We start from the raw sequence: 22679 nt of genomic DNA on the forward strand, positions 1-22679 counted from the left end.
AGGGGAGCGCGGCAGGTGTCGCGTTTGGCCGCATCGCGTGCGTTGAAGCGGCAACTTGCGGCACCTGCGGTGCGGGTGGCGCGGAACCCGCAACACGGACTCAGCCGAGGTCGAGCAGACGAGAAGGGTTCGCGGCCAGGAGGCGGTCGACGACCTCACTGCCGATGCGTTCGCGCAGCCGCGGCAGGTACCGCTCGCCGAGGTAGCCCAGCCCGGGCATGCCGCCATAGGAGATGTACCGGGCGCTTCGGGCTACGTCGCCGCCGAGGACGATGCGATCGCCGGCGCCGCGTTCGACGGCCGCGGCGGTCAGCTCGAGCAGTTCAGCGTCGCTGCGGGTACGCGGCCGGGCGAACCCGTCATAGCCGAGGTAAGCGCCGCGTTCGGCGAGCGATGCGTGCAGACCCGGATCCGGGTCACGGTCGGCGTGGGCGAGCACGATGCGATCGGATGCCACGCCCGAAGCCGCCAGCAGGTCGAGGACCTCATGCGCTGCCGTGCAGAATTCCAGGTGCACCATCACCGGTGCGTTCGTGGCCCGGTGCGCGATGGCCAGGGCTTCGAGCGTGGTGCGCTCGAAGTCGCTGATCCGCCAATAGTCGATACCGCCCTTGAGCATGCCTGCCCGCACGCGGGTGCCGGTTTCGGTGCGTGCCGCCGGGACGATCGCCATCTCGAACACGGCGTCGTCTTCTCGCGCCATGCCCACGGTGAGGTCGGCGATGAACAGCTCTGCCAGTTGTTCGACGCTCCACACCTGCATCGGATGGTCTTCTCCGTAGTGCGCTTCGCGGTGACGGCCGGTGGTGGCAACGATGTGCATTCCGGTCGCCGTGCTGATGCGGGCGAGCGCCTCGGGGTTTCGTCCGAGACCGAAGGGCGTGGCATCCACCATCGCGGCGAAGCCGCTGGCCTTCAGCAGCGCTGCCTCGGCGCCCGAGGCATCCTCGTCATCGAGCTCGTCTCCGGGCAGCAGCGGGCTGACCTGGAAAAGGTGCTCGTGGTAGTTCGTCGGCCCGAGCAGTGCCGGGTCGATGTCACCGAGGACAGTGCGAATCATCAGCGCACCCCCTCGGCGGCCTCCGCAAGCTGTTCGACGATGTCGGCGGTCAGCTCCAGCTCGAACACATCGGCGACCACCTGCGACCAGCCGTGGATGAAGTAGCGCCAGCCGTCGACGACATGGAGGTTCTGGGACTGCTCCTGACCGCGTGCCTGGTGCAGGAACTCCAGCGTGCCGCGGTAGTTGAACTCCCAGACATACGCGCCCTCGGGGAAGACGACGTCGTCGGGCAAGGGGGATCCGGGGCGATCCTTGCCGAGGCCGGTGGCGTTGACGATCAGCGACCCGCGGGGTGCTGCGGCAACGAGCGCGGCGGCATCCTCGACAGAATCGGTGCGCACGTACTTGATGAGCCCGTCACGGGTGCCGTGCTGGCGGTGCACCTCGCGCAGGTGCTCGAGCTTGTCGTCGCTGCGTGCGGTGACGGTGACCTTCTGCGGGGCATCCTCGCGCTCGGCCAGGGCCCAGCTGAGTGCGGTGCCAGACCCGCCCGCGCCGAGGATGATGACCTCAGCACCCGTGGTGGTGAAGTAATCCGCCGGCAGGAAGTCGTTCAGAGCGAGGTCGACCGTGATCGGGTCCTTCGCGCGGCCGGAGAGCTTGTCACCGCGCTTGGCGATGCTGGAGATCTCCGAGCATGAGATCGCGAACGGGTCGAGCTCGTCGAAGAGTTCGGATGCCGCGGCGAACACGTTCATCTTGTGCGTGGTGACGAGGGCGCCGCGGTGATGCGGGTCGTCGCGGATCTGCTCGACGAGCGCGCGGTACTGCTCAGGGGCGGCATCCATCGGCAGGTCGTGGCCGATCAGCGTGCGCGTGGGCAGGCCCAGGATGTCGGCCCACAGGGGGAACACCTTCATGATCGACGATGACCCGGTGGTCACGCCAACGAAGCCCATGTAGTCGCTCGCGGGTGGTGTGCTCATGTTGCGGAGCCTTTCATCTGTTCCGGTCGCACTTCGTGCGGTTAAAAAGTGGGTTTAGCAGCGTCAAGTGCGACCGGAGCCGCGGTGGGGGCGGGGTGAGATCCGGAGACCGGATGCTGCGGGGCATCGCCCGAGAGGACGGCGAGGACGTCAGCCAGTGACATCGAGCCCATATTGTCGACGGCCTGGGTCGTCTGCGCTCCGAGGTGCGGGGTCACGATCACGCGGTTGGCGAGATCGTCGACCAGTAGGGGACTGGCGGATGCTGCCGTGTCGCCGTCGAGCGTGTCAGCGGCGTAGCCGGCGAGGCGGCCGTCGTGCAGCGCCGCAGCAACCGCCTGCTCGTCGACGAGGTCGGGCCGGGCGGTGTTCACGATGATGCCGCCGATGCGCATGCTCCGCAGTCGTGCGGCGTCGACGAGACGCTGCCCGCCGGGAGCATGCAGGGTGATGAGATCGGCGGTCTGGAAGAGCTCGTCCAATTCCATCGGCTCGGCGCCGAGATCGCGGATGCGGTCAGCGGGGAAATACGGATCGGCGGCGATCACGCGACTGCCGAAGCCCCCGAGGCGCCGGGCGACGCCCTGGCCGATGCGGCCGAATCCGACGATGCCGACGGTGGCGGCACCCAGCTCTCGGCCTCGGCGGACGCTCCAGTCGCCCTGGCGCACGCGCCGGTCGCCGTCCGGGATGGTTCGCAGGGTCGCGAGCATGAGGCCCACGGCATGGTCGGCGACGGCCTCGGCGTTTGCGCCGGGAGTGTTGGTGACCGGGATGCCCCTGGCCTCGGCCGCGGCGATGTCGACCGCCTCCGTGCCGACGCCGTAGCGCGCGATGATCTTCAGGTTCGGCGCTGCATCCAGGTGAGCTGCGGTGACCGGGCCGGTGCCGGCGATCCAGGCGTCGGCCCCGGCGAGCAGCGGAGCGAGCTCGTGGAGATCGTGGTGCGCTGGTCCGCGAACGATGTCGTGTCCTGCATCCGCTGCGCGCGCGACGAGGTCGATATCACCGTCGGAGAACGAACGGCTGGTGGCGAGAATGATGCCCATCAGTGAGCTCCTTCGGTTTCGTCCGCTGGGACAGATGCCGGCGCAGAACCACGAATGTCGGTCGATTCGGCCGATTTCGGCATACGTTCGTTCCCGTCGGCAGACATCTGTACCGCGGGTCCTGATGCGAACCACGGTGCCAGTGCCGCATAGGCCGAGGTGAAGCGGTCATGGCGGGTGGCGTAGATGCTGTGGCGCGAAGCATCCGGGGTGAACTCTGCCGTCACTTCACTCAGTGCGCGGGCCGCCGAGAAGTCGGCGAGGCCGAGTCCAACCGCGCCGGTGACCGCAGCACCGAGGCTGTTCGCCTCTTCGACGATCGTGCGCCGGCGCACCGGCATCCCCCAGACGTCCGCGAGGATCTGCAGGAGGGCATCGCTCTGCGCGCCCCCGCCGACGGCGTCGATGCTCTCGAGCACGGTGCCCGATTCGCGGAACGCGTGGATGCTGGTGAGCAGATTGAATCCGATGCCCTCGAGCACGGCACGAACCAGGTGCTCGCGGCTGTGGTGGCGGCCGATGCCGATGAAGGCCCCGCGGGCATTCGGGTCCCAGATGGGGGAGCGCTCGCCGAGGAGGTAGGGGAGGAAGTAGAGGTCCTCGGTATCGAGGTCGCCGCCGGCTTCGGAGGTGAGGCGGGCTGTCTCGGGCTTTGCGGGGTCGGGCGAGAGCGCCTCAGAGATCCACTGGATCGAGCCGCCGCCGGCCTGCATCGTCGCTGTCGGCACGAAGGATCCGGGCACAACGTTGTCGAAGGTGAACGTGCCCATCCCCGGGTCATGCAGCGGAGCGTGCGAAGCGAAGGAAATCCAGGATGAGGTGCCCAAGCACACGTACGCGCCATCTTCCGGAGCGACGATGCCGGAGCCGACGGCGGCCATCGGTCCGTCTCCGCCGCCCATCACGACGCGGACGCCGGTGTGCAATCCCAAAGCAGCGGCGGCATCGGCGGTCAGCGAACCGGCGATCGCGGTCGACTCGAGAATCTCGGGGAACAGTGCGCGGTCCAGGCGTGCCGCCTTCAGCACCTCATCCGACCAGTCGCCGGTGCGCTGGTCGTAGGCGTTCGTGCCGGACGCGTCGGAGCGATCGGTCGCCAGGCGACCGGTGAGACCGAGGACGATGTAGTCCTTGGCAACGCAGAAGCGCCGCACGCGTGCCCAGACTTCTGGCTCGTTGTCACGCACCCACATGACCTTCTCGACCGAGTAGGTAGGGTTCAGGCGGTGTCCGAGCACGGTGTAGGCGTGTTCGGCGCCGAGTGTCTGCTCGAGTTCCCGCTGCTGCTTGCTCGCGCGGGTGTCGGCCCAGATGATGGCCGGGCGGACGGGCGTGCCCTCGCCGTCGAGGAGGACGGCACCCATCATCTGGCCACTGACAACGAGTCCCTGCACGTCTGTGGCTGCAGTATCGGTGCGGGCGAGGAGTTCGCGGGTTGCCGAGACGACGGCATCCCACCAATCCTGTGGATTCTGCTCGGCGATGCCGCCGGCGGCGAAGTGGGCGGGGTAACTGACGGTGGTCGCTGCCACGAGACGGCCATCGTCGTGGTGCAGCGAGGCCTTGTTTCCCGTCGTGCCGAGGTCGTGGGCGATGATCACGGTTCGTGCCTGCTTCGTTGGTTGCGGTTCCGGATTGTGCTGTTTTGGAGTATACCTGTAATTACATGTCTTGTAGTTACAAGTTGTGGCAACATCGACTGCGCTGTTTAGAGCGCCCATCATCATCAGGAGAGCACCGTGAGCAACCACCCCGTCGTGGACCTTCCCACCCTGCTGGACATCTCGCCCCAGGGCGGCATCGAGGGACGGTCCCGTCGTTACGAAAAATACCTCGGTGACATGGACGGCGTCTACCGTGATGACGCGGCCTGGCAGGACGCCGTCGGCGAGCGCGGTGTCGAAGAACTCGTCTACTGGGTCGATGACCATCGCTACCAGGAGGGGCCCGGCGCGCTGATCGTCGGTACGAGCACACTGCTGCCCGGACGCTACGGGGAGGAGTTCGCCGTCACCCGCGGGCACCTGCACGCGATCGCCGACCGAGCCGAGCTGTACTACTGCCTGAGCGGCCGCGGCGTCATGCTCCTGGAGACCCTCGACGGTCAGACTTCGGCTGTCGAGCTCACGCCCGGCAAGGCTGTCGACGTGCCCGGTCACTGGATCCACCGCAGCGTCAATGTCGGCGACGAGCCCTTCGTCACCCTGTTCTGCTACGCCGCAGATGCCGGGCAGGACTACGCCGTGATCGCCGACGCGGGCGGGATGAAGAATCTTGTTGTCGCTGATGGTGATGGCTGGGCGCTCAAGCCGAACCCCGATCACACCGGGTACCGGGCGTACGCGGAGGACTGAGGCACAGTTCTGCGTCAGCCTTGAGCACCGCAGGCGTCGGGTCGCCCGCGGGGCGCGCCAGCACCGCTACTGTCGGTGATCATGACGACTTCGCCGGATGACACGCCCGCGCGGTCAGGGCTGCGGCTCGGGCTCCCGCTGGCGATCGGCGCGGCGTTGGCGTTCGGGATGTCCGGCGCCTGGGCGCGCGGCCTCATCGATGCGGGATGGACGCCGGGCGCGGCAGTCACGGTGCGCATCTGGGTGGCGGCGCTCGTCCTGCTCGTGCCCGCCATCATCGCGCTGCGCGGCCGCTGGCGACTACTGCGCCGGAACGTCGGGATCATCGTCGCCTACGGTCTGCTGGCCGTCGCGGCGACGCAGCTGTTCTACTTCCAAGCCGTTGCGGTGATGGATGTCGGCCTCGCCCTGCTCATCGAGTACACGGCCCCGATCGCTGTCGTGCTCTGGCTCTGGGTGCGTCGAGGAGAGCGGCCAACGCTGCGCAGTATCCTCGGCGCTGCGGTCGCGTTCCTCGGCCTCGTGCTCATGCTCGATGTCCTCTCCGGCCGCAGTGTCGAGATCGGCGGCGTCCTGTGGGCGTTCGGTGCGATGGTCGGGGCTGCGGCATACTTCTTGCTCTCCGGGAAGAGCGACACCGGGCTTCCGCCGATCGTGCTCGCGGGATCGGGCCTCGTCGTGGGTGCCGTCGGGCTGAGCGCGGCCGGGCTCATCGGCATCCTTCCGATGGCATGGAACACCGGCGACGTCGCCTACCGCTTCGGGACGGTACCGTGGTTCGTTCCCGTGCTCGCCATCGGCCTCATCGCGACGGCGCTCGCGTACGTGCTTGGCATCACATCCACGCGGATGCTCGGCTCACGCCTGGCATCGTTCCTCGCACTGGCCGAGGTGATCGCGGCCCTGCTGTTCGGCTGGCTGCTGCTCGGGCAGCTGCCGAACGTGCTTCAGTCGGTCGGCGCGGGACTCGTGCTGGTAGGAGTGGTGCTCGTCAAACTCGGGGAGCCGGTGGCGGCAACGTCTTCGGACCCTCTCGTGCCGCCGATTCCGGAAACCCCTTGAACTCGTCGGCCAGCGGGATGAGACTGGCCGCACTGGTGTCCGATCGGCGCCGGCGACACGTCAGAGAGGACAGGGTCATGGCCCACGGAGACATCACGCACATCGACATCCCGGTGACCGATATGGCCCGGGCGCAGGCGTTCTACTCGGGGTTGTTCGGGTGGAAGATTGCCGAGATTCCCGGGTTCGAGGGGTACCCGATGTGGCAGGCGCCTAATCAGATCAGCGGGGGAGGGTTGGCGCCGCGCAGTGCGGATTTCGATCAGCCGCGCTCGTACGTGGAGGTCGACTCGATCGATGAAACCGTCGCCGCGGCCGTCGAGGCCGGCGCGACGATCGCGATGGAGAAGCAGCCGATCAGCGAGACGAGCTGGTGGGCCGTCATCGTCGATCCTGACGGCAACTCGATTGGTCTGTATGAAGGGGTGACTGACGCCGGCTGAGCTCGCGGATGCTCGGACGCACTCGGTCCACGCAGCAGGGGCTACGTTTCTCGGCTAGCGTCGAGAAACGCAGTCAACGGTGCGCGAATCGAGGAGCAATACATGGCCGAGCACGAGACCGTGGTCCGCTGGCAGGACACGGATGCCGGGATGGCGGCGCTGCCGCAACTCGATGGAATCGAGTACCTGCGCCGGATGCAGCGAGGCGAGCTACCCGGTGCTCCGATCGCTGCGCACATCGCCATGGAACTGCAAGAAGTGGATGTCGGCACCGTGACGTTCATTGCACGCCCGGACGAGTCGCACTACAACCCGATCGGCGCCGTGCACGGCGGGTTCGTCTGCACACTGCTTGACTCAGCGCTCGGATGCGCCGCGCACACACTGCTGCCCGCGGGGACCGGCTACACCTCGATCGAGATCAAGGTGAATTATCTGCGTCCGGTCATGAAGGGGAGTGGTCCGCTGACCTGTGTTGGCCGCGTCACGAAGCCCGGCAGGCGGGTGAGCTTCGCGGAGGGCGAGGTCGTCGACGCGCAGGGGCGTGTGGTGGCGACGGCGTCCGGATCGTTGCTCGTGTTTCCGCTGGAGACGACGGGGTAGCCTGCGAGCATCTGTATACGTTCAGCAGGGAGTGAATGCCCAAACGGGCCTTTCTGTGCCATTTGTGTATACACTAGCCATGTGAGCACCACAGTCGAGCGAACCCGGGCAAGCGATCGCGCCTATGCGACGCTGCTGGAGGAGATCCAATCTGGCGAGCTTGCGCCCGGCACTGTTTTGGCAGAAGTCGAGCAGGCTGCTCGCCTCGGCGTCAGCCGCACTCCGCTGCGCGAAGCCCTGCAACAACTGAGCGCCGCCGGCCTCGTCGAGCAGCAATCTCCGCGTGTGACCGTCGTCACCGGGATCGATGCCGACGACATCCGCGCGCTGTTCGAGATTCGTCGTGCGCTGGAAGAGTCCGCTGCTCGCCTGGCCGCCGTGCGCGGGGATGCGGCGCTCTTCGCCGCGCTGGCATCCGAATTCGCCGAAGCCGGGGCATCCCTCGACATCGAGGCCGGCCGCGACAACTACTACGCGCTCATCGCGCGCTTCGATCGCGCCGTTGATGCGGCCGTCGATAACGGATACATTGCTGCGGCCCTGCGCACTGTCCGCACGCACCTCGTGCGCGTGCGCCGCCTGTCGCGCGATAATCCGACCAGACTCATTGCCTCGGTGTCCGAGCACCGTCTCATCGCCGAGGCCCTCGCCGAGCGTGATGGCGATCTCGCCGCGCACGCGACGCACGTGCATCTGCGAAACGCCCTCACCAGCATCTTGGAATCCCTCCCCTCCGACAGTGAAGGACAGTCATGACCGTCAACCACCACGTCCGCGTTTACAAGAGTGAAGAAGACCTGCCGCGCGAAGGGCAGCTCGCCTGGAAGATCGCCGAGGTCGCGACCGACGCCGTTGAGGTCGACGCGGATGTCGTCGACATGATCATCAACCGGATCATCGACAACGCCTCGGTTGCTGCGGCATCCCTCACGCGCGCTCCGATCACGTCTGCTCGCGATCAGGCTTTCAGCCACCCGGCATCCACCGGCGGAAATGGCGCGACCGTATTCGGCGCCCCGCTGGATAAGCGCACCAGCCCCGAGTGGGCGGCATGGGCGAATGGCGTGGCCGTGCGCGAGCTCGACTACCACGACACATTCCTCGCCGCTGACTACTCGCACCCCGGTGACAACATCCCGCCGATCCTCGCCGTCGCACAGCACGTCGGCAGCGACGGCCGTGCGCTGGTGCGCGGACTGGCTACGGGATACGAGATCCAGGTCGATCTTGTGAAGGCGATCTGCCTGCACAAGCACAAGATCGACCATGTCGCCCACCTCGGCCCCTCGGCCGCGGCCGGTATTGGCACGCTGCTCGGCCTCGACGCGGCCACGATCTATCAGGCCGTTTCGCAGGCGCTGCACACCACCACCGCCACACGCCAGAGCCGCAAGGGCGAGATCTCGACGTGGAAGGCGCACGCTCCGGCGTTCGCCGGCAAGATGGCCGTCGAGGCGGTCGACCGTGCGATGCGCGGGCAGACGAGCCCGTCACCGATCTACGAGGGTGAAGACGGCGTCATCGCCTGGATGCTGGACGGCCCGGATGCCGCATACGAGGTGCCGCTGCCCGCCGCTGGCGAGGCCAAACGCGCGATCCTCGACACGTACACGAAGGAGCACTCGGCCGAGTACCAGGCGCAGGCCTGGATCGACCTGGCGCGCAAGCTGCACAATGACGGCATCGACACCGCTGCGATTGAATCTGTGGTTCTGCACACCAGCCACCACACCCACTATGTGATCGGCTCCGGGGCGAACGACCCGCAGAAGTACGACCCGACCGCATCGCGCGAAACACTCGACCACTCGATTCCGTACATCTTCACGGTCGCGCTGCAGGATGGCTCGTGGCATCACGTCGACTCCTATGCTCCCGAGCGTGCCGGCCGTGCCGACACCGTGGAGCTGTGGAACAAGGTCACCACGCTCGAAGATGCCGAGTGGACCCGTCGCTACCACTCGAACGACATCAGCGAGAAGGCCTTCGGCGGACGAGTGGAGATCACTCTCAAGGATGCCTCGAAGGTGATCGAGGAGATCGCTGTGGCTGATGCTCACCCGCTGGGTGCGCGGCCGTTCGTGCGCGAGAACTACATCGCGAAGTTCCGTCTGCTGGCTTCTCCTGTTCTGGAAGAGGCCGAGATCGAGCGGTTCCTCGAGCTCGTTCAGCGCCTGCCCGAGCTGACCGCGGCAGAGGTCGCAGAGCTTTCGATCATCGCGAAGCCGGGTGTCGTGGAGGACGAGCCGACGACCACGGGGCTGTTCTGATGCGCAGCCTCTCGCCTGCCGCGCGCACAACTCCTGAAAAATTTGGTGCCGGCGCGCGAGCGCCGCGTGTTTCGGGGGGCGCCCCCGGGGGTGCCGGCAACTTCTCAGGAGTTATGCGCGCCGAAACGGAAGGAGTTCGCTGATGCTGTACTCCCACACCACTCCGGCGGAGAAGCGGCGGCTGTTCCGCGAGCGGCTCGCTTCCGGTGAGCTGCTGCGCTTCCCCGGTGCATTCAACCCGCTTTCGGCGCGGCTCATCGAGCAGAAGGGCTTCGAGGGTGTCTATATCTCGGGCGCTGTGCTCTCCGCCGACCTGGGACTGCCCGACATCGGGCTGACGACACTCACCGAGGTTGCCGGGCGCGGCAAGCAGATCGCGCGGATGACCGATCTTCCGGCGATCATCGATGCCGACACTGGTTTCGGCGAGCCAATGAACGTGGCTCGTACGATCCAGGAACTTGAGGATGCAGGCCTTGCCGGCGCCCACATCGAGGACCAGATCAATCCCAAGCGGTGTGGCCACCTCGATGGTAAGGCCGTGGTCGACTCCGATACGGCGGTCAAGCGCATCCGGGCCGCTGTCGATGCGCGACGGGACGAGAACTTCCTGATCATGGCGCGCACCGATATCGCCGCGGTCGATGGTCTGGAGGCGGCGAAAGACCGCGCCAAGGCGCTGGTGGATGCTGGTGCCGACGCGATTTTCCCCGAGGCGATGCGGTCGCTGGAGGAGTTCGCGGCGATCCGCGCTGCGGTTGATGTGCCGATCCTGGCGAACATGACAGAGTTCGGGAAATCCGACTTGTTCAGCGTCGACGAGCTGCGTGATGTCGGTGTGAACATCGTCATTTGGCCGGTGTCGATGCTGCGCATCGCGATGGGCGCGACCGGCCGTGCACTCGATACGCTTCTGGACGAGGGGCACCTGACCTCGAAGCTCGGCGAGATGCAGCACCGCGCCGATCTCTACGACCTGATCGACTACGAGTCGTACAATCACTTCGACTCGGGCGTCTTCAACTTCACCATCACGAAGGAGTGAACAATGGCTGACAACGACATCAAGAAGGGCCTCGCAGGGGTCGTCGCGGATGAGACGGCGATCAGCAAGGTCAATCCCGAGACGAACAGTCTGCTGTATCGGGGATACCCGGTGCAGGAGTTGGCGGCTACGCAGTCGTTTGAGGCGGTCGCGTACCTCCTCTGGCATGGTGAGCTACCCACGGCATCCGAGTTGGCAGATTTCCGCGCCACCGAGCGCGCGAATCGTGCGCTTGCTCCCGCGGTGAAAGAGGCGATCGACCGTCTGCCGATCGACTCGCACCCGATGGACGAGGTGCGCACCGCGGTCAGCGTGATCGGCGCGATTGAGACGGCCGGCATCAGCAATGTGCTGGATGCCGTCGGGACTCCTTCTGAGAATCTTGAACGGAGTCTTCAGCTGTTCGCCGCGCTGCCGGCGATCGTGTCGTACGGCCAGCGTCGTCGGCGTGGGCTGGATGCTGTCGAGTCGCGTGACGATCTTGACTACGCGGCGAACTTCCTGTGGCTGACCTTCGGCGAAGAGGCAGCTCCTGTCGTCGTCGACGCGTTCAATCGATCGATGATTCTGTATGCAGAGCACTCCTTCAATGCATCCACGTTCACCGCACGGGTCATCACCTCGACGCTGAGCGATCTGTACTCGGCTGTCGTCGGCGCGATCGGCGCATTGAAGGGGCCGCTGCACGGCGGCGCCAACGAAGCCGTGATGCACATCTTCGACGAGATCGGATCTGCTTCGGAGGTCTCGGGTTGGCTGGACACCGCACTCGCTGAGAAGCGCAAGATCATGGGCTTCGGCCACCGCGTGTACAAGCGCGGTGACTCGCGTGTGCCGACGATGAAGGCGGCCCTCGATACTTTGGTCGAGCACTATGACCGTCCGGATGTCGCCGAGCTGTACAGCACGCTCGAGAACGAGTTCGTCTCGCGCAAGGGCATCTACCCGAACCTCGACTACCCGTCGGGTCCGGCGTACAACCTGATCGGCTACGACACTCTGACCTTCACGCCGTTGTTCATCGCGGCGCGCATCACCGGCTGGACCGCGCACATCCTCGAGCAGCAGGCGTCGAACGCCCTGATCCGTCCGTTGTCTGCATACAGCGGGCCGGACGAGCGGCACATCGAGGAGTACGAGCCGGACACCGCGGCGCTCGAGGTGCAGGAACGGGCTGAGGAGGCGGTGGGCTGATGGCTACCTCTCGAGAGAAGATCGCGATCGTCGCCGGGGCACGTACCCCGGTCGGTCGCTTCGGCGGGGCATTCAAGGACACTCCGGCACATGAGCTTGGTGCTGCCGCCACAGTGGAGGCGCTGCGCCGCTCCGGCATTGCGCCCGACCGTGTCGGCGAGGTCGTGATCGGCAATATCGGCCAGGTCGCGGGCGACGCCTATATTTCTCGTCGGATCGCGCTCGCCGCGGGCCTTGATGTTAATACGCCGGCGTTCACCGTAAACCGGTTGTGTGGCTCTGGTCTGCAGGCGATCTGGTCGGCGGGTCAGGAACTGCTGTGGGGCGGGATCGACGTCGCCGTCGCTGGTGGCGCCGAGAACATGACGCGGATGCCGTTCTACGACTTCAACGCGCGGTTCAATGATCGGCTCGGGCATCGCTCGCTGCTGGACGGCACGATCGCGATGCTGACGGATCCCTTCACTGAGAAGCACATGGGCACCACGGCCGAGAATGTCGCGTCTCGCTTCGGTGTGACCCGGGAAGAGCAGGATGCGTTCGCGCTCGAGTCGCAGCGACGTGCGGCTGCGGATGCTGCGCAGGCGGCGCTCGCGGAGGAAATCGTGTCGGTGACGACTTCTGGGCGCAAGCCGGTAGAGGTGTCGCGAGATGAACACCCACGCCCGGAGACGACGCTGGAGACGCTGGCCGGCTTGCCCGCCGCGTTCGCCAAGGATGGCACGGTCACGGCCGGCAACGCTTCGGGCATCAACGACGGTGGTGCGGCGACGGTGCTGATGCGTGAAGCGGATGCTCGTGCCGAGGGCGCACCGGTGCTGGCCACGATCGAGGCTGTGACAACGGCCGCGCTGGAGCCCGAGATCATGGGCTACGCGCCGACGCTCGCGCTGAAGAAGCTCTTCAAGCAGACGGGGCTAACGCCGGCCGACATCGAGACGGTGGAACTGAACGAGGCGTTTGCTTCTCAGGCGATCGCGGTCATTCGTGACGCTGAACTCGACCCGGCTCGCGTGAATCCGTATGGAGGGGCGATCGCACTCGGGCATCCGGTCGGGGCGACCGGTGCGATTCTCACGGTACGTGCGGCGTTGACGTTGCAGCGCACCGGTGGCGAGTACGCGATCGTGACGATGTGCATCGGTGGCGGACAAGCGCTGGCTGCGCTGCTGAAGCGGGGGAACGCGTAAGTGTAGTGAGTATCACCGTGACGGTTGGCCAGGATGGCTTTGCAGGTGGCTGTCCTGGCCGGACGATCGCGTGAAGCTGTACTTCGTGGCGCTCACGGACCGTGAATCGCAGTTTCGATCCAGGAAGTTCCTGCACGTTCTCGCGCGACACCAAGCGTCCTCCTGTGCATGATCAAGAGCAAATTGCTCTCGACGCTCGTCGTGGTCGAACTGGCAGCGTACTTGAGATTTTCACCACGACTGAGCGATCACGATCACTAAGTCATGGTCGCTCTCAGCGGATCCTGCGTTGAGAGAATTTTCTGCGCCCTCAGGATCACCGGCCGGTCGACCATCGCGCTGTCGACCTCACCCGCGCCGTCGATACCGGCGGCGATTACACGCCTCGCCGACGCGACCTCCTCGTCACTCGGGAGAAACGCGTCGAACACGTGTGGAATCTGGCCGGGATGGATGCACAGCTGACCGCCGAACCCCAAGTCCCTGGCTGATCGTGCGCCGACGCGCACGACATCCACGTCGCGGAACTCCGGAACGGGAGAATCCAGAGCGGCAGCCAGCCCCGCAGCGCGGGAAGCGATGACGATCGTGCAGCGGGCGTGATCGAGCATGATCGGGCTGGTTGAACCGACATCGACGCCGAAATCGAGCGCGCCGAACGCGAGCCTGCACACGCCGGGCGCGTGAGCGAGCGCATCGATGACGCTAAGCCCCACAGCACTTTCGACCAGTGGGATAAGCGGCACTCCGGGGAGGATGGCGGCGACCTCTGCGATCTGATCCGGTGATTCGGCCTTGGGGATGACCACGGCCAGAAGATGCTGCCGGATGAAATCGTGGCGCGAGAGTGCAGCCGCATCCGCTGTTCCTTCGCTGGCGGCGTTTATCCTCACCGCAGCAGAGAAACCACCTTCGCCGAGTGCACTGATCGCCGCATCCCTTGCGGCGATCTTCTGATCGCTCGGCACAGCATCCTCAAGATCGATGATGACGAGGTCCGATCCGGATGTTGCCGCCTTAGCGAATCGGTCAGGGAGGTTGCCGGGTACGAAGAGCGGTGCTGTGGCGAGGACCGCGCGCGGCGGGGTGCTCGGGGGCGGATCGGGCATGCGGACCGACTTTCTCTTAGGGTCATCGGTAGCCCGCTCGGCGGGCCAATGGCCCTATTGGTAGTAATGATTGAGAAAGGTTGTGCGGTCATGAGAAGCGAAGGACCTTACTTCGACGAGCTCGAGATCGGCCAGGAATTCTCTGCGCCGTCGCATACGCTCACAGCAGGTCGCCAGGCAGTGCATCGATCCTCGGTGATCGTCTGCGCATCTCTCTGGACGACGAACTCGCCGCAACCGTGGCCGGTGCCCCCGTCGCGTATCCTGCGCTGTTCTGGGACATCGCAATCGGACAGTCGACAGTCGTCACCCACCATGTCAAAGCCAACCTGTTCTATCGAAATCTGACATTCCACCGATTCCCACTGATCGGTGCCACGCTCACGACGGCGACGACCGTCGTCTGTCTTCGTGAGAACTCTCGTCGCGAGGGACGTCCACCGACAGGTCTTGCGGCGCTGCGCATGCACACCGCCGATCAGCACGACCGCACCGTGCTCGACTTCTATCGCTGCGCCATGCTGCCGCTTCGAGGTGACCTCGAGACAGGACACGCTGACGATCTCTCCGCGATTGGAAGGGATCAGCTTCCCGACCCGCTTGAGGGCCTCGCAGGGTTGGACCTCGCCGCGTTCCCGAGCGGGGGACCGCTTCCCGCCGCAGGAACATCGATCGAGGTCATTGGTGGAGATGTCGTATCCAGTGCACCGGAACTCGCCCGGTTGACCCCGAATATCGCAGCCGTGCATCATGATGAGAGCGCGAATGCACAGGGGTGTCTCGTCTACGGAGGGCACACCATCGGGTTGGCGATGGCGATGGCGATGGCGCAGGTGACACGCGTGATCCCCGGACTTGTGACGGTTCTCGGCTGGGACAGCTGCGATCACACCGGCCCAGTGCGCGAGGGACAGCCGCTGCGGAGCATTCTCGAGGTCGAGCACGCCGAGCCCGGTCCGCAGGGAACGACACTGCTGCGCCTGCGCTCCCGCGTCACCGTGGACGGGGGTGGGGAGGTTCTCGACTGGCGGTTACTCGCGCTGGCAAAGTAGCCGTTGGCAGAGTGCTCATGACCCCGCCGCGCGGTCCACGAGAACTGTGCGGCGCTCGATCTGCCACCTGTCGTTCTCGAGCCGGACAGTGTCTTCATACACGGCGAACAGCTCCACGGTCGGAGTGGAGTCCGTCGAGCGATAGAACAGCAAATATGACCATGCGTGCCCCCGCTCGCCATCCACCTCGACGCGCATCGGCACGACGACGTGTCGCGAGGCCGTTCCTGGGCCGCTGATGCCGTCGGTGCGCCGGCGGTGCGTCGCTTCGATGATCGCGTCGATGCCCTCTTGCTGTACTGCGCCCATCTCCCACACGGCGTCTGCAGTATAGATCTCGGCGTACGATTCCGGCGCGGCGGTGTCCCCGTAGAACGCAGAGCGGGAGATGAGGGAGCGGATCGCGCTTTCCTGGTCTGTCATCGGAGCCTCAGCGACTCATCCGTGCCGACCTGGCCCTTTGGCTCAGCCCACAGGTCGAGGGCGAGCCTCGCTTCGGTCGCCCCAGGAGTCAGATACGGAGTGAAGTCCGTCACTCCCTCCGCCTCGAGCACGTCGTCGTCGATGAGAAACCGGCCGGTGCCGGTGTCGAACGACTTCGTGAGCACGGCGTAGGCGGCGTCGGCCATGATCTGCGGGGTACGCGAGTTCGTGTCGTGTCCACGGCCCACCAGCTCCGTGGCTGCGGTGCGGATCGTGGTCCGCGGCCAGAGCGAGTCGACGGCGATCCGATCGTCGCGGAGCTCTTCCGAAAGTCCCAGTGTCACCAGGCTCATCCCGAACTTCGCGATCGTGTAGCCGGTGAAGCGGCCCTGCCACTGGCGGTCGAGGTTCAGCGGCGGGGAGAGTGTGAGGATGTGCGCCGAAGACGATTTACGCAGGTGCGGAATGCACAGCTTCGAGAGCAGAAAGGTGCCGCGTGCATTGATGTCGTTCATCAGGTCGTACTTCTTCATCAGAAGATCTTCTGTACGTGACAGGTCGATGGCGCTGGCGTTGTTCACGACGATGTCGATGCCGCCGAACTCCTCGGCGGTGCGGGCCACAGCCTCCGCGACAAAATCGTCGTCGCGGATATCGCCGACCAGCGAGAGGGCCTGTCCTCCCGCATCCCGGATGCGCGCAGCCGCGGTATGGATCGTGCCAGGAAGCTTCGGATGAGGCGTATCGGTCTTCGCCAGCATCGCGACGTTTGCGCCGTCCGCCGCCGCGCGAACGGCGATCGCCTCGCCGATGCCCCGGCTACCGCCAGACATGATGATGGTTCGTCCTGCCAGGTTCATCGCTGTACTCCTTGTATGGTCATTCGCCGCGGAATTCGGCGGTTCGCTTCTGCGCGAAGGCGGCAACGCCCTCGCGAAAGTCGTCACTGTTGAGCAGCGTCGTCTGCGAACTACGTTCCAGCTCGAGCGTTCGACTCAGATAAGGGATGCTCGCCAGGTTGATGGCAGTCTTGGTGCGCGCCAGGGCGTTGGTTGGGCCGGCAGCCAGGCGCGTGACGACCTGTTCGACGGCATTCGAGAACCCCTCTTCTGGAAGGCACTGTGCGATCAGACCCCGCTGGAGGGCGTCTGCCGCAGTGAGTCTTTCGCCGCTCATTGCCAGCCACATCGCTTGGGAGCGTCCGATCGAGGCGGCCAGCAGCTCCGTTGCGCCGCCGTCTGGCATCAGCCCAACCCGGACGAACGCCTGCAGGAAGTATGCGCGTTCGGAAGCGATCACAATGTCGGACGCAAGGGCAATGGAGCATCCGATTCCGGCCGCGGGTCCATGCACCGCGGCGACGACCGGGTATGGTGCGGTGGTGATCGCCTGGATGAGCCGGGACGCGGCATCCAGGAACCCCGGGGTTGGACCACCATCGGAGAGTCTCGCTCCGGAACAGAATGCGGTACCGGCACCGGAGATCACCGCGACCCGCACGTTGTCGGCACGCATGATTTCGTCCGCCAGGGCGTGCACGAGCGCAGTGTCCACTGCGTTCAACTGCTCTGGCGCATTGATTGTGAGCCGCAGCACTCCGTCTGCTCGCTCGACTTCTAATTCGCTCATGGATAGCGCCTCCTGCACCTGGCGGGAACGTCTGCACTTTCGCCCGTAATAACAGTAATCTTAGTACTAGATGAGATGGATCGAGCGAGGGTATTTCCCTCAGAGGTGCGATCCGTCCTCTTTAGTGAACGCCTTGAGCTCGGCCTCACCAACCACAAAGTTCGCGACGTCAGTGCGGAGCTCCGGCAACATCCCGCATGGCGATGTGTCGTGGGCTTGTGGGGCGCGGGCGGCACCCGCGCGCGCAGAGAACGTTCCAGCGCTGGCGAACTATCATGTATATGATAAAACAATGAAATGGGACTCTAAGTGAGAACACGGGACGGAAGTGCCGATGCAATCGCGGCAAGTGTGGATTGGCCGATGGGTGCACGTCGCGGTCAAAACTTGGCTCATTGGAACTGGACGGCCAGTGCAGCCGTGTGCAATGCCCGCAACATGTTATACGGCGGATGGATCTTAGGCGCCCTTGCGGAGGCGGCGCAGTCGTTGAGTGAGTCCCGTCTTCGCGAGCTGGCAGTGGTGTACATCGCTGCCGTCGGCAAGGGTGAGGAGGTGACGGTGTCGGCCGAGTCCCTCCGGAATGAGGGACGGTTCCGCCATACGCGGCTCCACATTGAAGGTGCAGGTGGTCAGGTCGTTGCGGCACAGGCTATGACCGGACCGGAACTCGAGTCCGGGCAGTCTTCCGGTGTTCCCGACGTCGGCCGATGGCAGGACTGGGAGCCGGTCGAGTTCGGTTCCACTCTCGGTTCAGGTTCCTCACGGCTTCTCGAGGTCCGTGCAGTCACTGACGGTGACCCCTCCATCACGAAGCGGGTGCGTCGGTGGCTGAAGGTTCATGCGCCCGTGGATTCCACGGTGGCCGTTGCGGTCGTGAGTGACGCGGTCCCGAGCGCGCTACGGCTTGTCATGCCAGAGTCCATCTTTGTGCCAACTATGACGGCGCACCTCAAGATGCATGCCCGACCGGATGGTGACTGGATGTTAGTGGATGTCGTGGTCGGCCCGATCGACAGCCTCACGGCATCGGGGGAAGTGAAGGTCTGGTCGTCGACAGGAGTCCTGCTGGCTAGCGGCACCCAGACGTGCCGGCTCTTGTCTCGCCCGCCGATTTCTCCCAGGCTGGCGCGAAGGAAAGAGTAGGAATGAAGCTCGGCCTGATGTTTGACCTGCGCGTGGTGGGGGGAGACCGTGAGGCCTGGTCTCGTCGCTACCGATTCATTCTGGAGGCCTGCGAGGAGGCCGAACGCCTTGGCGCCGACTCCATCTGGCTGACTGAACACCATGGTTTTGACGACGGCTATCTTCCGCAACCGCTCGTCTACGCAGCAGCAATCGCTGCGCGCACGTCACGAATTCGGATCGGCACGGCCGTCGTCGTCGCACCGTTTCGGCATCCGCGCCACCTGATTGAAGAGGCTGCTGTGGTCGACTTGATCAGCGATGGTCGCCTTGATCTTGGGCTTGGCGCGGGCAATCGCGTCGCAGAGTACGAGATGTTTGGTGGGGATTTCTCACGACGTTTGCGCCGCACGATCGAAACCGCGGCCAACGTTCAGTCATCGTGGTCGGATCCGAGCATGACTCCACATGCAGTTCAGCGGACCGCACCACTCTGGATGGGTTTCGGAGGGCCCAAGGGGGCTCGTGCGGCGGGGCGTCTCGGGGCCGGGCTGCTGTCATTAGACCGCGGACTGCTCGAGCCGTATCGCGAAGGCTTGGCGGAGTCTGAGGCGGTCGCACGGATGTCGGGGTTGTTGTCAGCCTACCCGTCGACCGATCCCGAACGCGACTGGTCGCGCGTCGGCTCTCTCCACGCGGCTCAGTGGGACTCCTACGCAAAACATGCTCAAACGGGCTTGGCCGAAACGGCACACCGTCCGGTCGACAAAGAACGCGCGAGATTGGCGGGCCTCTCTCTACCCGGTATGGGGCTGGCGTATGGGACTCCCTTCGACGTCGCCCGAGCCATCCGTACACACGTTGCTGGTCTTCCGGTCGACACAGTGATGGTCTGGGGCGCATTACCCGGAGAATCGGAGGCCGACGTCGCCGAACACATCCGAGTCTGTGCCGAGGAACTCCGCCCCTTGCTCTCCATCGACGAGGATTCAACGGCCACCCAACCGGCAAGTCCGTGACGCGAGGTAGATTCCTTGACGAAGATGCGGAAGCAGCCCGGCTCGGTGCGGTGCTCCCTCGTGTTGACGTGATGATCGGTAAGATACAAAGATGTCAATATTGATTCAGCAACCAAAGGTGCGATGATGCAGTTGAAGCAGCCACGACTCGCTGAGATGGTCGCAGCGAGCCTTCGCAATGACATCCTCGCCGGCGAACTCAAGGAGGGCGATAGCCTGCCGCGGCAGGAGCATCTCATCGAGCGGTTCAGGGTCAGCCTGCCTGCGGTGCGCGAGGCGATGAGAATCCTTGAGACCGAGGGGCTCATCTCCGTCAGGCGGGGAAACGTGGGAGGCGCGATCGTCCATCTGCCATCGTCGTCGGCGGCTGCGCGGATGATCAGCATGGTTCTTCAGGTGCGAAAGACGACGCTGGATGATGTCAGCGGTGCGCTGCTGCACATGGAGCCAGTGTGCGCTGGCATGTGCGCGGCACGTGAAGATCGGGAGACTGAGGTTGTCCCGTTCCTCCGTGAGGCACTCGAAGCGCAGAAGGAAAGCTTTGACGATTGGGCGACATGGACACCGCTGGCGCGTCGTTTCCACGACGCGCTCATCGAACGCAGTGGCAATGAGACGATGAAAGTCCTCATCGGGTCGCTGGGGAGTATTTGGTCAGCGCATGAGTCAACGGTGTGGGCTGATGCGACCATGGTTAATCAGTACCTAGAAGACCCCACCCATTCTCCGATGGCTCGCAAAACCCGACAGGCGGCTTATCGGGACCATGAACGATTGCTAGCGGCGATCGAAACTGGGCAGGTGGATAAGGCCATACGGGTCGCTTCTGCACACCTGGCGGCGACACGATCCACGACGCTTGCGTCAAGTGCGACTGACTTCGTCAACGCGAACCTGATCAGCTCTGTAGATCTCTCTTAGTAGATCTCTCTTAGCGACAGCTGGTGGGCGCCTCGTGTGAGGAGACGCCCACCAGCTGCTGTCGGTCAGCGGGGGAGCCCGAGCACCTTCTCGCCGACGATGTTCCGCTGGATTTGCTGAGATCCGCCGTAGATTGACTGCGCCCGCGAGTGCAGGTACGCGAGGAACTCCTCGGCGTCATTGAGTAGTGCATCGGGCCCCGCGATATCGGCGGCAACGCGGTAGAGATCTTGCTCGACTCGCGTGGCGAGCAGCTTGTCGACGGACCCTGCCGTGCCAGGGCTGTCGGCCCTGTTCGCCAGAGATCTCGTGACGTGCCACTCCAGCACATCGAGCCCGACTTGCGCCGCAGTCAATCGCGTTCGTGCGGGGCCGGCGTCGTCGGCGAGGTCGGTCTTCGCCGCTTCTAGTCCCCGTCGATAGCGCCCAGTCCAGCCCATGTCGGCGGGCCCGCGCTCGAAGGCGAGCATGTGCATCGCGATCGCCCAGCCCTGCCCGCGTTCACCGATGAGATTCGCCGTCGGCACCTCGACGTTGTCGAAGAACACTTCCGCGAACTCGCCACTGCCTGTGGAGAGCATTATCTGGCGCCGGACGATTCCCGGCGAATCCATAGGTACAACGACCATTGAGAGCCCTTTGTGCTTGGGCAGGTCGGGTTCTGTCCGAAGGAAGAGCAGACACCACTGCGCCCACATCGCCCCGCTGGTCCAGATCTTCTGGCCGTTGATTCGGATGGTGTCGCCGTCGATCTGTCCGGTTGTCCTGATATCGGCCAGATCCGATCCCGCTCCCGGCTCGGAAAACCCCTGGCACCACGGTTCGGTGCACGTCAGCAGCCCCGGAAGTACGCGTGCTTTGAGCGCATCGGATGCGAAGTCGGCGATCGCGTGTGCGATGTGTGCGATTGGCGGCGGCGGAGGAGCGTCGGCGTCGGCGAGTTCGCGGTTAACCACGGCGTCGTAGATCGGCTCGAGCCCCTGCCCGCCGTATTCAACGGGAAAGGATGTTGCGACGAACCCGGCTGCTGCAAGATCACGGTGCCACCGGCGTACGCTCTCGAAATCCGCCGGGTCGAAGTTCAGGTCATGTGTCTGCTGGTAGTTGTCGAGCCACGCGCGTAGCCCAAGTCGAAACTGCGCGATGGCGTCATCATCGGTGTAGTCCATAACGATCTCCTCACTCCTGCACTGAAAGCGCGGCGTATTGCGCGAACTCGTCGCCGAACAGGCGTCGATCCATCTGAATGCGGCGCTGCCAGACGTGCGCGAATGATTCCCAAGTCATTCCGATCCCGCCCAGTGTTTGGATCGTCGCCTCGATCACCTCGACTGCGCCGACGGACGCGAATGCCTTGGTCGTCCGCGCTGCGGCCAGCGAGGCGTCCGGGTCGAGTGCGTCGACGGCCCAGGCCGAATACCACACGGCGCTTCGGCTCGCTTCGACGGTTACATGGGCTTCGGCCAGCAGATGCTTGATCGCCTGGAATGATCCGATGGGCTTGCCGAACTGCTCGCGCTCCTTGGCGTGGGCGACGGCACGGTCCAGCGCAGAGGACATGAGTCCGAGCAGATCGGCCGAGATTATCGTGAGGGCGAATGCGAGCTCGCGCTGGCGGATCTCGTCGGTCGTGTCGGCGATTGATAACGCGGAGGGCTCGCCGTTCGGTTTCGCGAAGCAGCGAGTGAGATCAGCGCTTGGGCGGCTTTCGCCCAGGGGGATGGATAGCGCCCTACTTCCGAGCAGCACGGCGGATCTGGCGCCGTTCGCTTCGAACGCGATGGCATCCTCGGGCGACCTTGCAAAACCGCTCAGGTCACGGGTGAGCGCGGCGGTGATGCGGTGCTCGCCGGCGACTATCGGTTCGACGATCTCTGCCGGTGCGCTGCGCAGGCGCAACTGCTCGGTGGCGAGAATCGCACCGATGACCGGAACAGGCAGAGCGTGTCTGCCGATCTGCTCGACCAGTACGCACACATCCATGCAGGACCCGCCAGCACCGCCCGACTCCTCATCGGCCCGGACAGCGAGAGAACCCAACTCCGCGATGTCGTTCCAGACGTCGTTGTCTCCGAGTGGATGCTGGCGCGAGTCCGGCCCGCGTCCCTGGTTCCACTTCCATGCCAACTGTTCGCAGAGCGCAGAGGAGGCCTTCGCGAATTCTTCCTGCTCAGGGCTAAGTCGAACTTCCATGTTTCTTCC

Annotated in this window: 23 protein-coding genes; 13 read left to right on the plus strand and 10 right to left on the minus strand. The window is 64.9% G+C overall.

Annotated elements, in window-relative coordinates; all coding sequences use genetic code 11:
• Positions 1–100: 100 nt before the first annotated feature.
• The 4 genes from ACW5CM_RS01615 to xylB are packed head-to-tail and all read right to left on the minus strand — an operon-like array spanning position 101 to position 4639.
• Entirely contained in the window at positions 101–1060 is a 960-nt protein-coding gene (locus ACW5CM_RS01615) for a phosphotriesterase family protein (protein WP_457123936.1), read from the minus strand.
• Complete coding sequence (locus ACW5CM_RS01620) at positions 1060–1989, minus strand: shikimate dehydrogenase family protein (RefSeq protein WP_457123937.1); 930 nt, start codon at positions 1987–1989, stop codon at positions 1060–1062. The genes ACW5CM_RS01615 and ACW5CM_RS01620 overlap by 1 nt, the downstream gene beginning before the upstream one ends.
• A 41-nt stretch (positions 1990–2030) precedes the next feature.
• Positions 2031–3038 (minus strand): phosphoglycerate dehydrogenase, encoded by a 1008-nt coding sequence (locus ACW5CM_RS01625; protein WP_457123938.1) that lies wholly within the window; start codon positions 3036–3038, stop codon positions 2031–2033.
• On the minus strand, positions 3038–4639 hold the full coding sequence (gene xylB / locus ACW5CM_RS01630; protein ID WP_457123939.1) for a xylulokinase: 1602 nt from the start codon (positions 4637–4639) through the stop codon (positions 3038–3040). Before xylB ends, ACW5CM_RS01625 begins: the two co-directional genes overlap by 1 nt.
• 138 nt (positions 4640–4777) lie before the next feature.
• On the opposite strand from xylB, the gene ACW5CM_RS01635 reads away from it, so the two are divergent.
• The 9 genes from ACW5CM_RS01635 to ACW5CM_RS01675 all read left to right on the plus strand — a co-directional run bounded on the left by ACW5CM_RS01635 (position 4778) and on the right by ACW5CM_RS01675 (position 13199).
• Positions 4778–5392: a glucose-6-phosphate isomerase family protein gene (locus ACW5CM_RS01635; RefSeq protein ID WP_438253957.1), complete on the plus strand. Its 615-nt coding sequence runs from the start codon at positions 4778–4780 to the stop codon at positions 5390–5392.
• 81 nt (positions 5393–5473) lie between these two features.
• The gene (locus tag ACW5CM_RS01640) at positions 5474–6454 is read left to right on the plus strand and encodes an EamA family transporter (protein ID WP_457123940.1); all 981 of its coding nucleotides are present in this window, start codon (positions 5474–5476) and stop codon (positions 6452–6454) included.
• 77 nt (positions 6455–6531) lie between these two features.
• Positions 6532–6897 (plus strand): VOC family protein, encoded by a 366-nt coding sequence (locus ACW5CM_RS01645; protein WP_457123941.1) that lies wholly within the window; start codon positions 6532–6534, stop codon positions 6895–6897.
• A 102-nt stretch (positions 6898–6999) separates the two neighbouring features.
• Positions 7000–7500, plus strand: coding sequence for a PaaI family thioesterase (locus tag ACW5CM_RS01650; protein WP_457123942.1), 501 nt, complete (start codon positions 7000–7002; stop codon positions 7498–7500).
• A gap of 81 nt (positions 7501–7581) precedes the next feature.
• Entirely contained in the window at positions 7582–8256 is a 675-nt protein-coding gene (locus ACW5CM_RS01655) for a GntR family transcriptional regulator (RefSeq protein ID WP_439255154.1), read from the plus strand.
• Complete coding sequence (locus ACW5CM_RS01660; protein ID WP_457123943.1) at positions 8253–9770, plus strand: MmgE/PrpD family protein; 1518 nt, start codon at positions 8253–8255, stop codon at positions 9768–9770. The genes ACW5CM_RS01655 and ACW5CM_RS01660 overlap by 4 nt, the downstream gene beginning before the upstream one ends.
• A gap of 142 nt (positions 9771–9912) precedes the next feature.
• Positions 9913–10815, plus strand: a complete 903-nt coding sequence (gene prpB / locus ACW5CM_RS01665) for a methylisocitrate lyase (RefSeq protein ID WP_438253963.1) — start codon at positions 9913–9915, stop codon at positions 10813–10815.
• Positions 10816–10818: 3 nt separating this feature from the next.
• Entirely contained in the window at positions 10819–12009 is a 1191-nt protein-coding gene (locus ACW5CM_RS01670; protein ID WP_457123944.1) for a bifunctional 2-methylcitrate synthase/citrate synthase, read from the plus strand.
• Positions 12009–13199, plus strand: a complete 1191-nt coding sequence (locus tag ACW5CM_RS01675; protein WP_457123945.1) for a thiolase family protein — start codon at positions 12009–12011, stop codon at positions 13197–13199. Before ACW5CM_RS01670 ends, ACW5CM_RS01675 begins: the two co-directional genes overlap by 1 nt.
• Positions 13200–13456: 257 nt before the next feature.
• Here ACW5CM_RS01675 and ACW5CM_RS01680 read toward each other — a convergent pair whose 3' ends face one another.
• Positions 13457–14308: an HpcH/HpaI aldolase/citrate lyase family protein gene (locus ACW5CM_RS01680; RefSeq protein WP_457123946.1), complete on the minus strand. Its 852-nt coding sequence runs from the start codon at positions 14306–14308 to the stop codon at positions 13457–13459.
• A 239-nt stretch (positions 14309–14547) separates the two neighbouring features.
• Between ACW5CM_RS01680 and ACW5CM_RS01685 the strand changes: the two genes are divergently transcribed.
• Complete coding sequence (locus ACW5CM_RS01685; RefSeq protein ID WP_457123947.1) at positions 14548–15360, plus strand: hotdog family protein; 813 nt, start codon at positions 14548–14550, stop codon at positions 15358–15360.
• A 15-nt stretch (positions 15361–15375) separates the two neighbouring features.
• Here the strand turns inward: ACW5CM_RS01685 and ACW5CM_RS01690 are convergent, their stop codons facing one another.
• Genes ACW5CM_RS01690 through ACW5CM_RS01700 form a run of 3 tightly spaced genes read right to left on the minus strand, consistent with a single transcriptional unit; the run spans position 15376 to position 17412 of the window.
• Positions 15376–15783 carry a nuclear transport factor 2 family protein gene (locus ACW5CM_RS01690; protein WP_457123948.1) on the minus strand — a complete coding sequence of 136 codons (408 nt, stop codon included), beginning with the start codon at positions 15781–15783 and terminating at the stop codon, positions 15376–15378.
• Positions 15780–16643: an SDR family oxidoreductase gene (locus ACW5CM_RS01695; RefSeq protein WP_439289803.1), complete on the minus strand. Its 864-nt coding sequence runs from the start codon at positions 16641–16643 to the stop codon at positions 15780–15782. The genes ACW5CM_RS01690 and ACW5CM_RS01695 overlap by 4 nt, the downstream gene beginning before the upstream one ends.
• A gap of 19 nt (positions 16644–16662) precedes the next feature.
• The gene (locus ACW5CM_RS01700) at positions 16663–17412 is read right to left on the minus strand and encodes an enoyl-CoA hydratase-related protein (protein WP_457123949.1); all 750 of its coding nucleotides are present in this window, start codon (positions 17410–17412) and stop codon (positions 16663–16665) included.
• A 438-nt stretch (positions 17413–17850) separates the two neighbouring features.
• Between ACW5CM_RS01700 and ACW5CM_RS01705 the strand changes: the two genes are divergently transcribed.
• The 3 genes from ACW5CM_RS01705 (at position 17851) to ACW5CM_RS01715 (ending at position 20477) form a co-directional block, all read left to right on the plus strand.
• Positions 17851–18558, plus strand: coding sequence for an acyl-CoA thioesterase domain-containing protein (locus ACW5CM_RS01705; protein ID WP_457123950.1), 708 nt, complete (start codon positions 17851–17853; stop codon positions 18556–18558).
• 2 nt (positions 18559–18560) lie between these two features.
• The gene (locus ACW5CM_RS01710) at positions 18561–19556 is read left to right on the plus strand and encodes an LLM class flavin-dependent oxidoreductase (protein ID WP_457123951.1); all 996 of its coding nucleotides are present in this window, start codon (positions 18561–18563) and stop codon (positions 19554–19556) included.
• A 126-nt stretch (positions 19557–19682) separates the two neighbouring features.
• The gene (locus tag ACW5CM_RS01715) at positions 19683–20477 is read left to right on the plus strand and encodes a FadR/GntR family transcriptional regulator (RefSeq protein ID WP_457123952.1); all 795 of its coding nucleotides are present in this window, start codon (positions 19683–19685) and stop codon (positions 20475–20477) included.
• 65 nt (positions 20478–20542) lie between these two features.
• On the opposite strand, the gene ACW5CM_RS01720 is transcribed toward ACW5CM_RS01715, so the two are convergent.
• Positions 20543–21646: an acyl-CoA dehydrogenase family protein gene (locus ACW5CM_RS01720; RefSeq protein WP_439289798.1), complete on the minus strand. Its 1104-nt coding sequence runs from the start codon at positions 21644–21646 to the stop codon at positions 20543–20545.
• 10 nt (positions 21647–21656) lie between these two features.
• Complete coding sequence (locus ACW5CM_RS01725) at positions 21657–22670, minus strand: acyl-CoA dehydrogenase family protein (protein WP_457123953.1); 1014 nt, start codon at positions 22668–22670, stop codon at positions 21657–21659.
• Between the last annotated feature and the right edge of the window lie 9 nt (positions 22671–22679).

The organism is Microbacterium wangyouchuni, assembly GCF_054072595.1.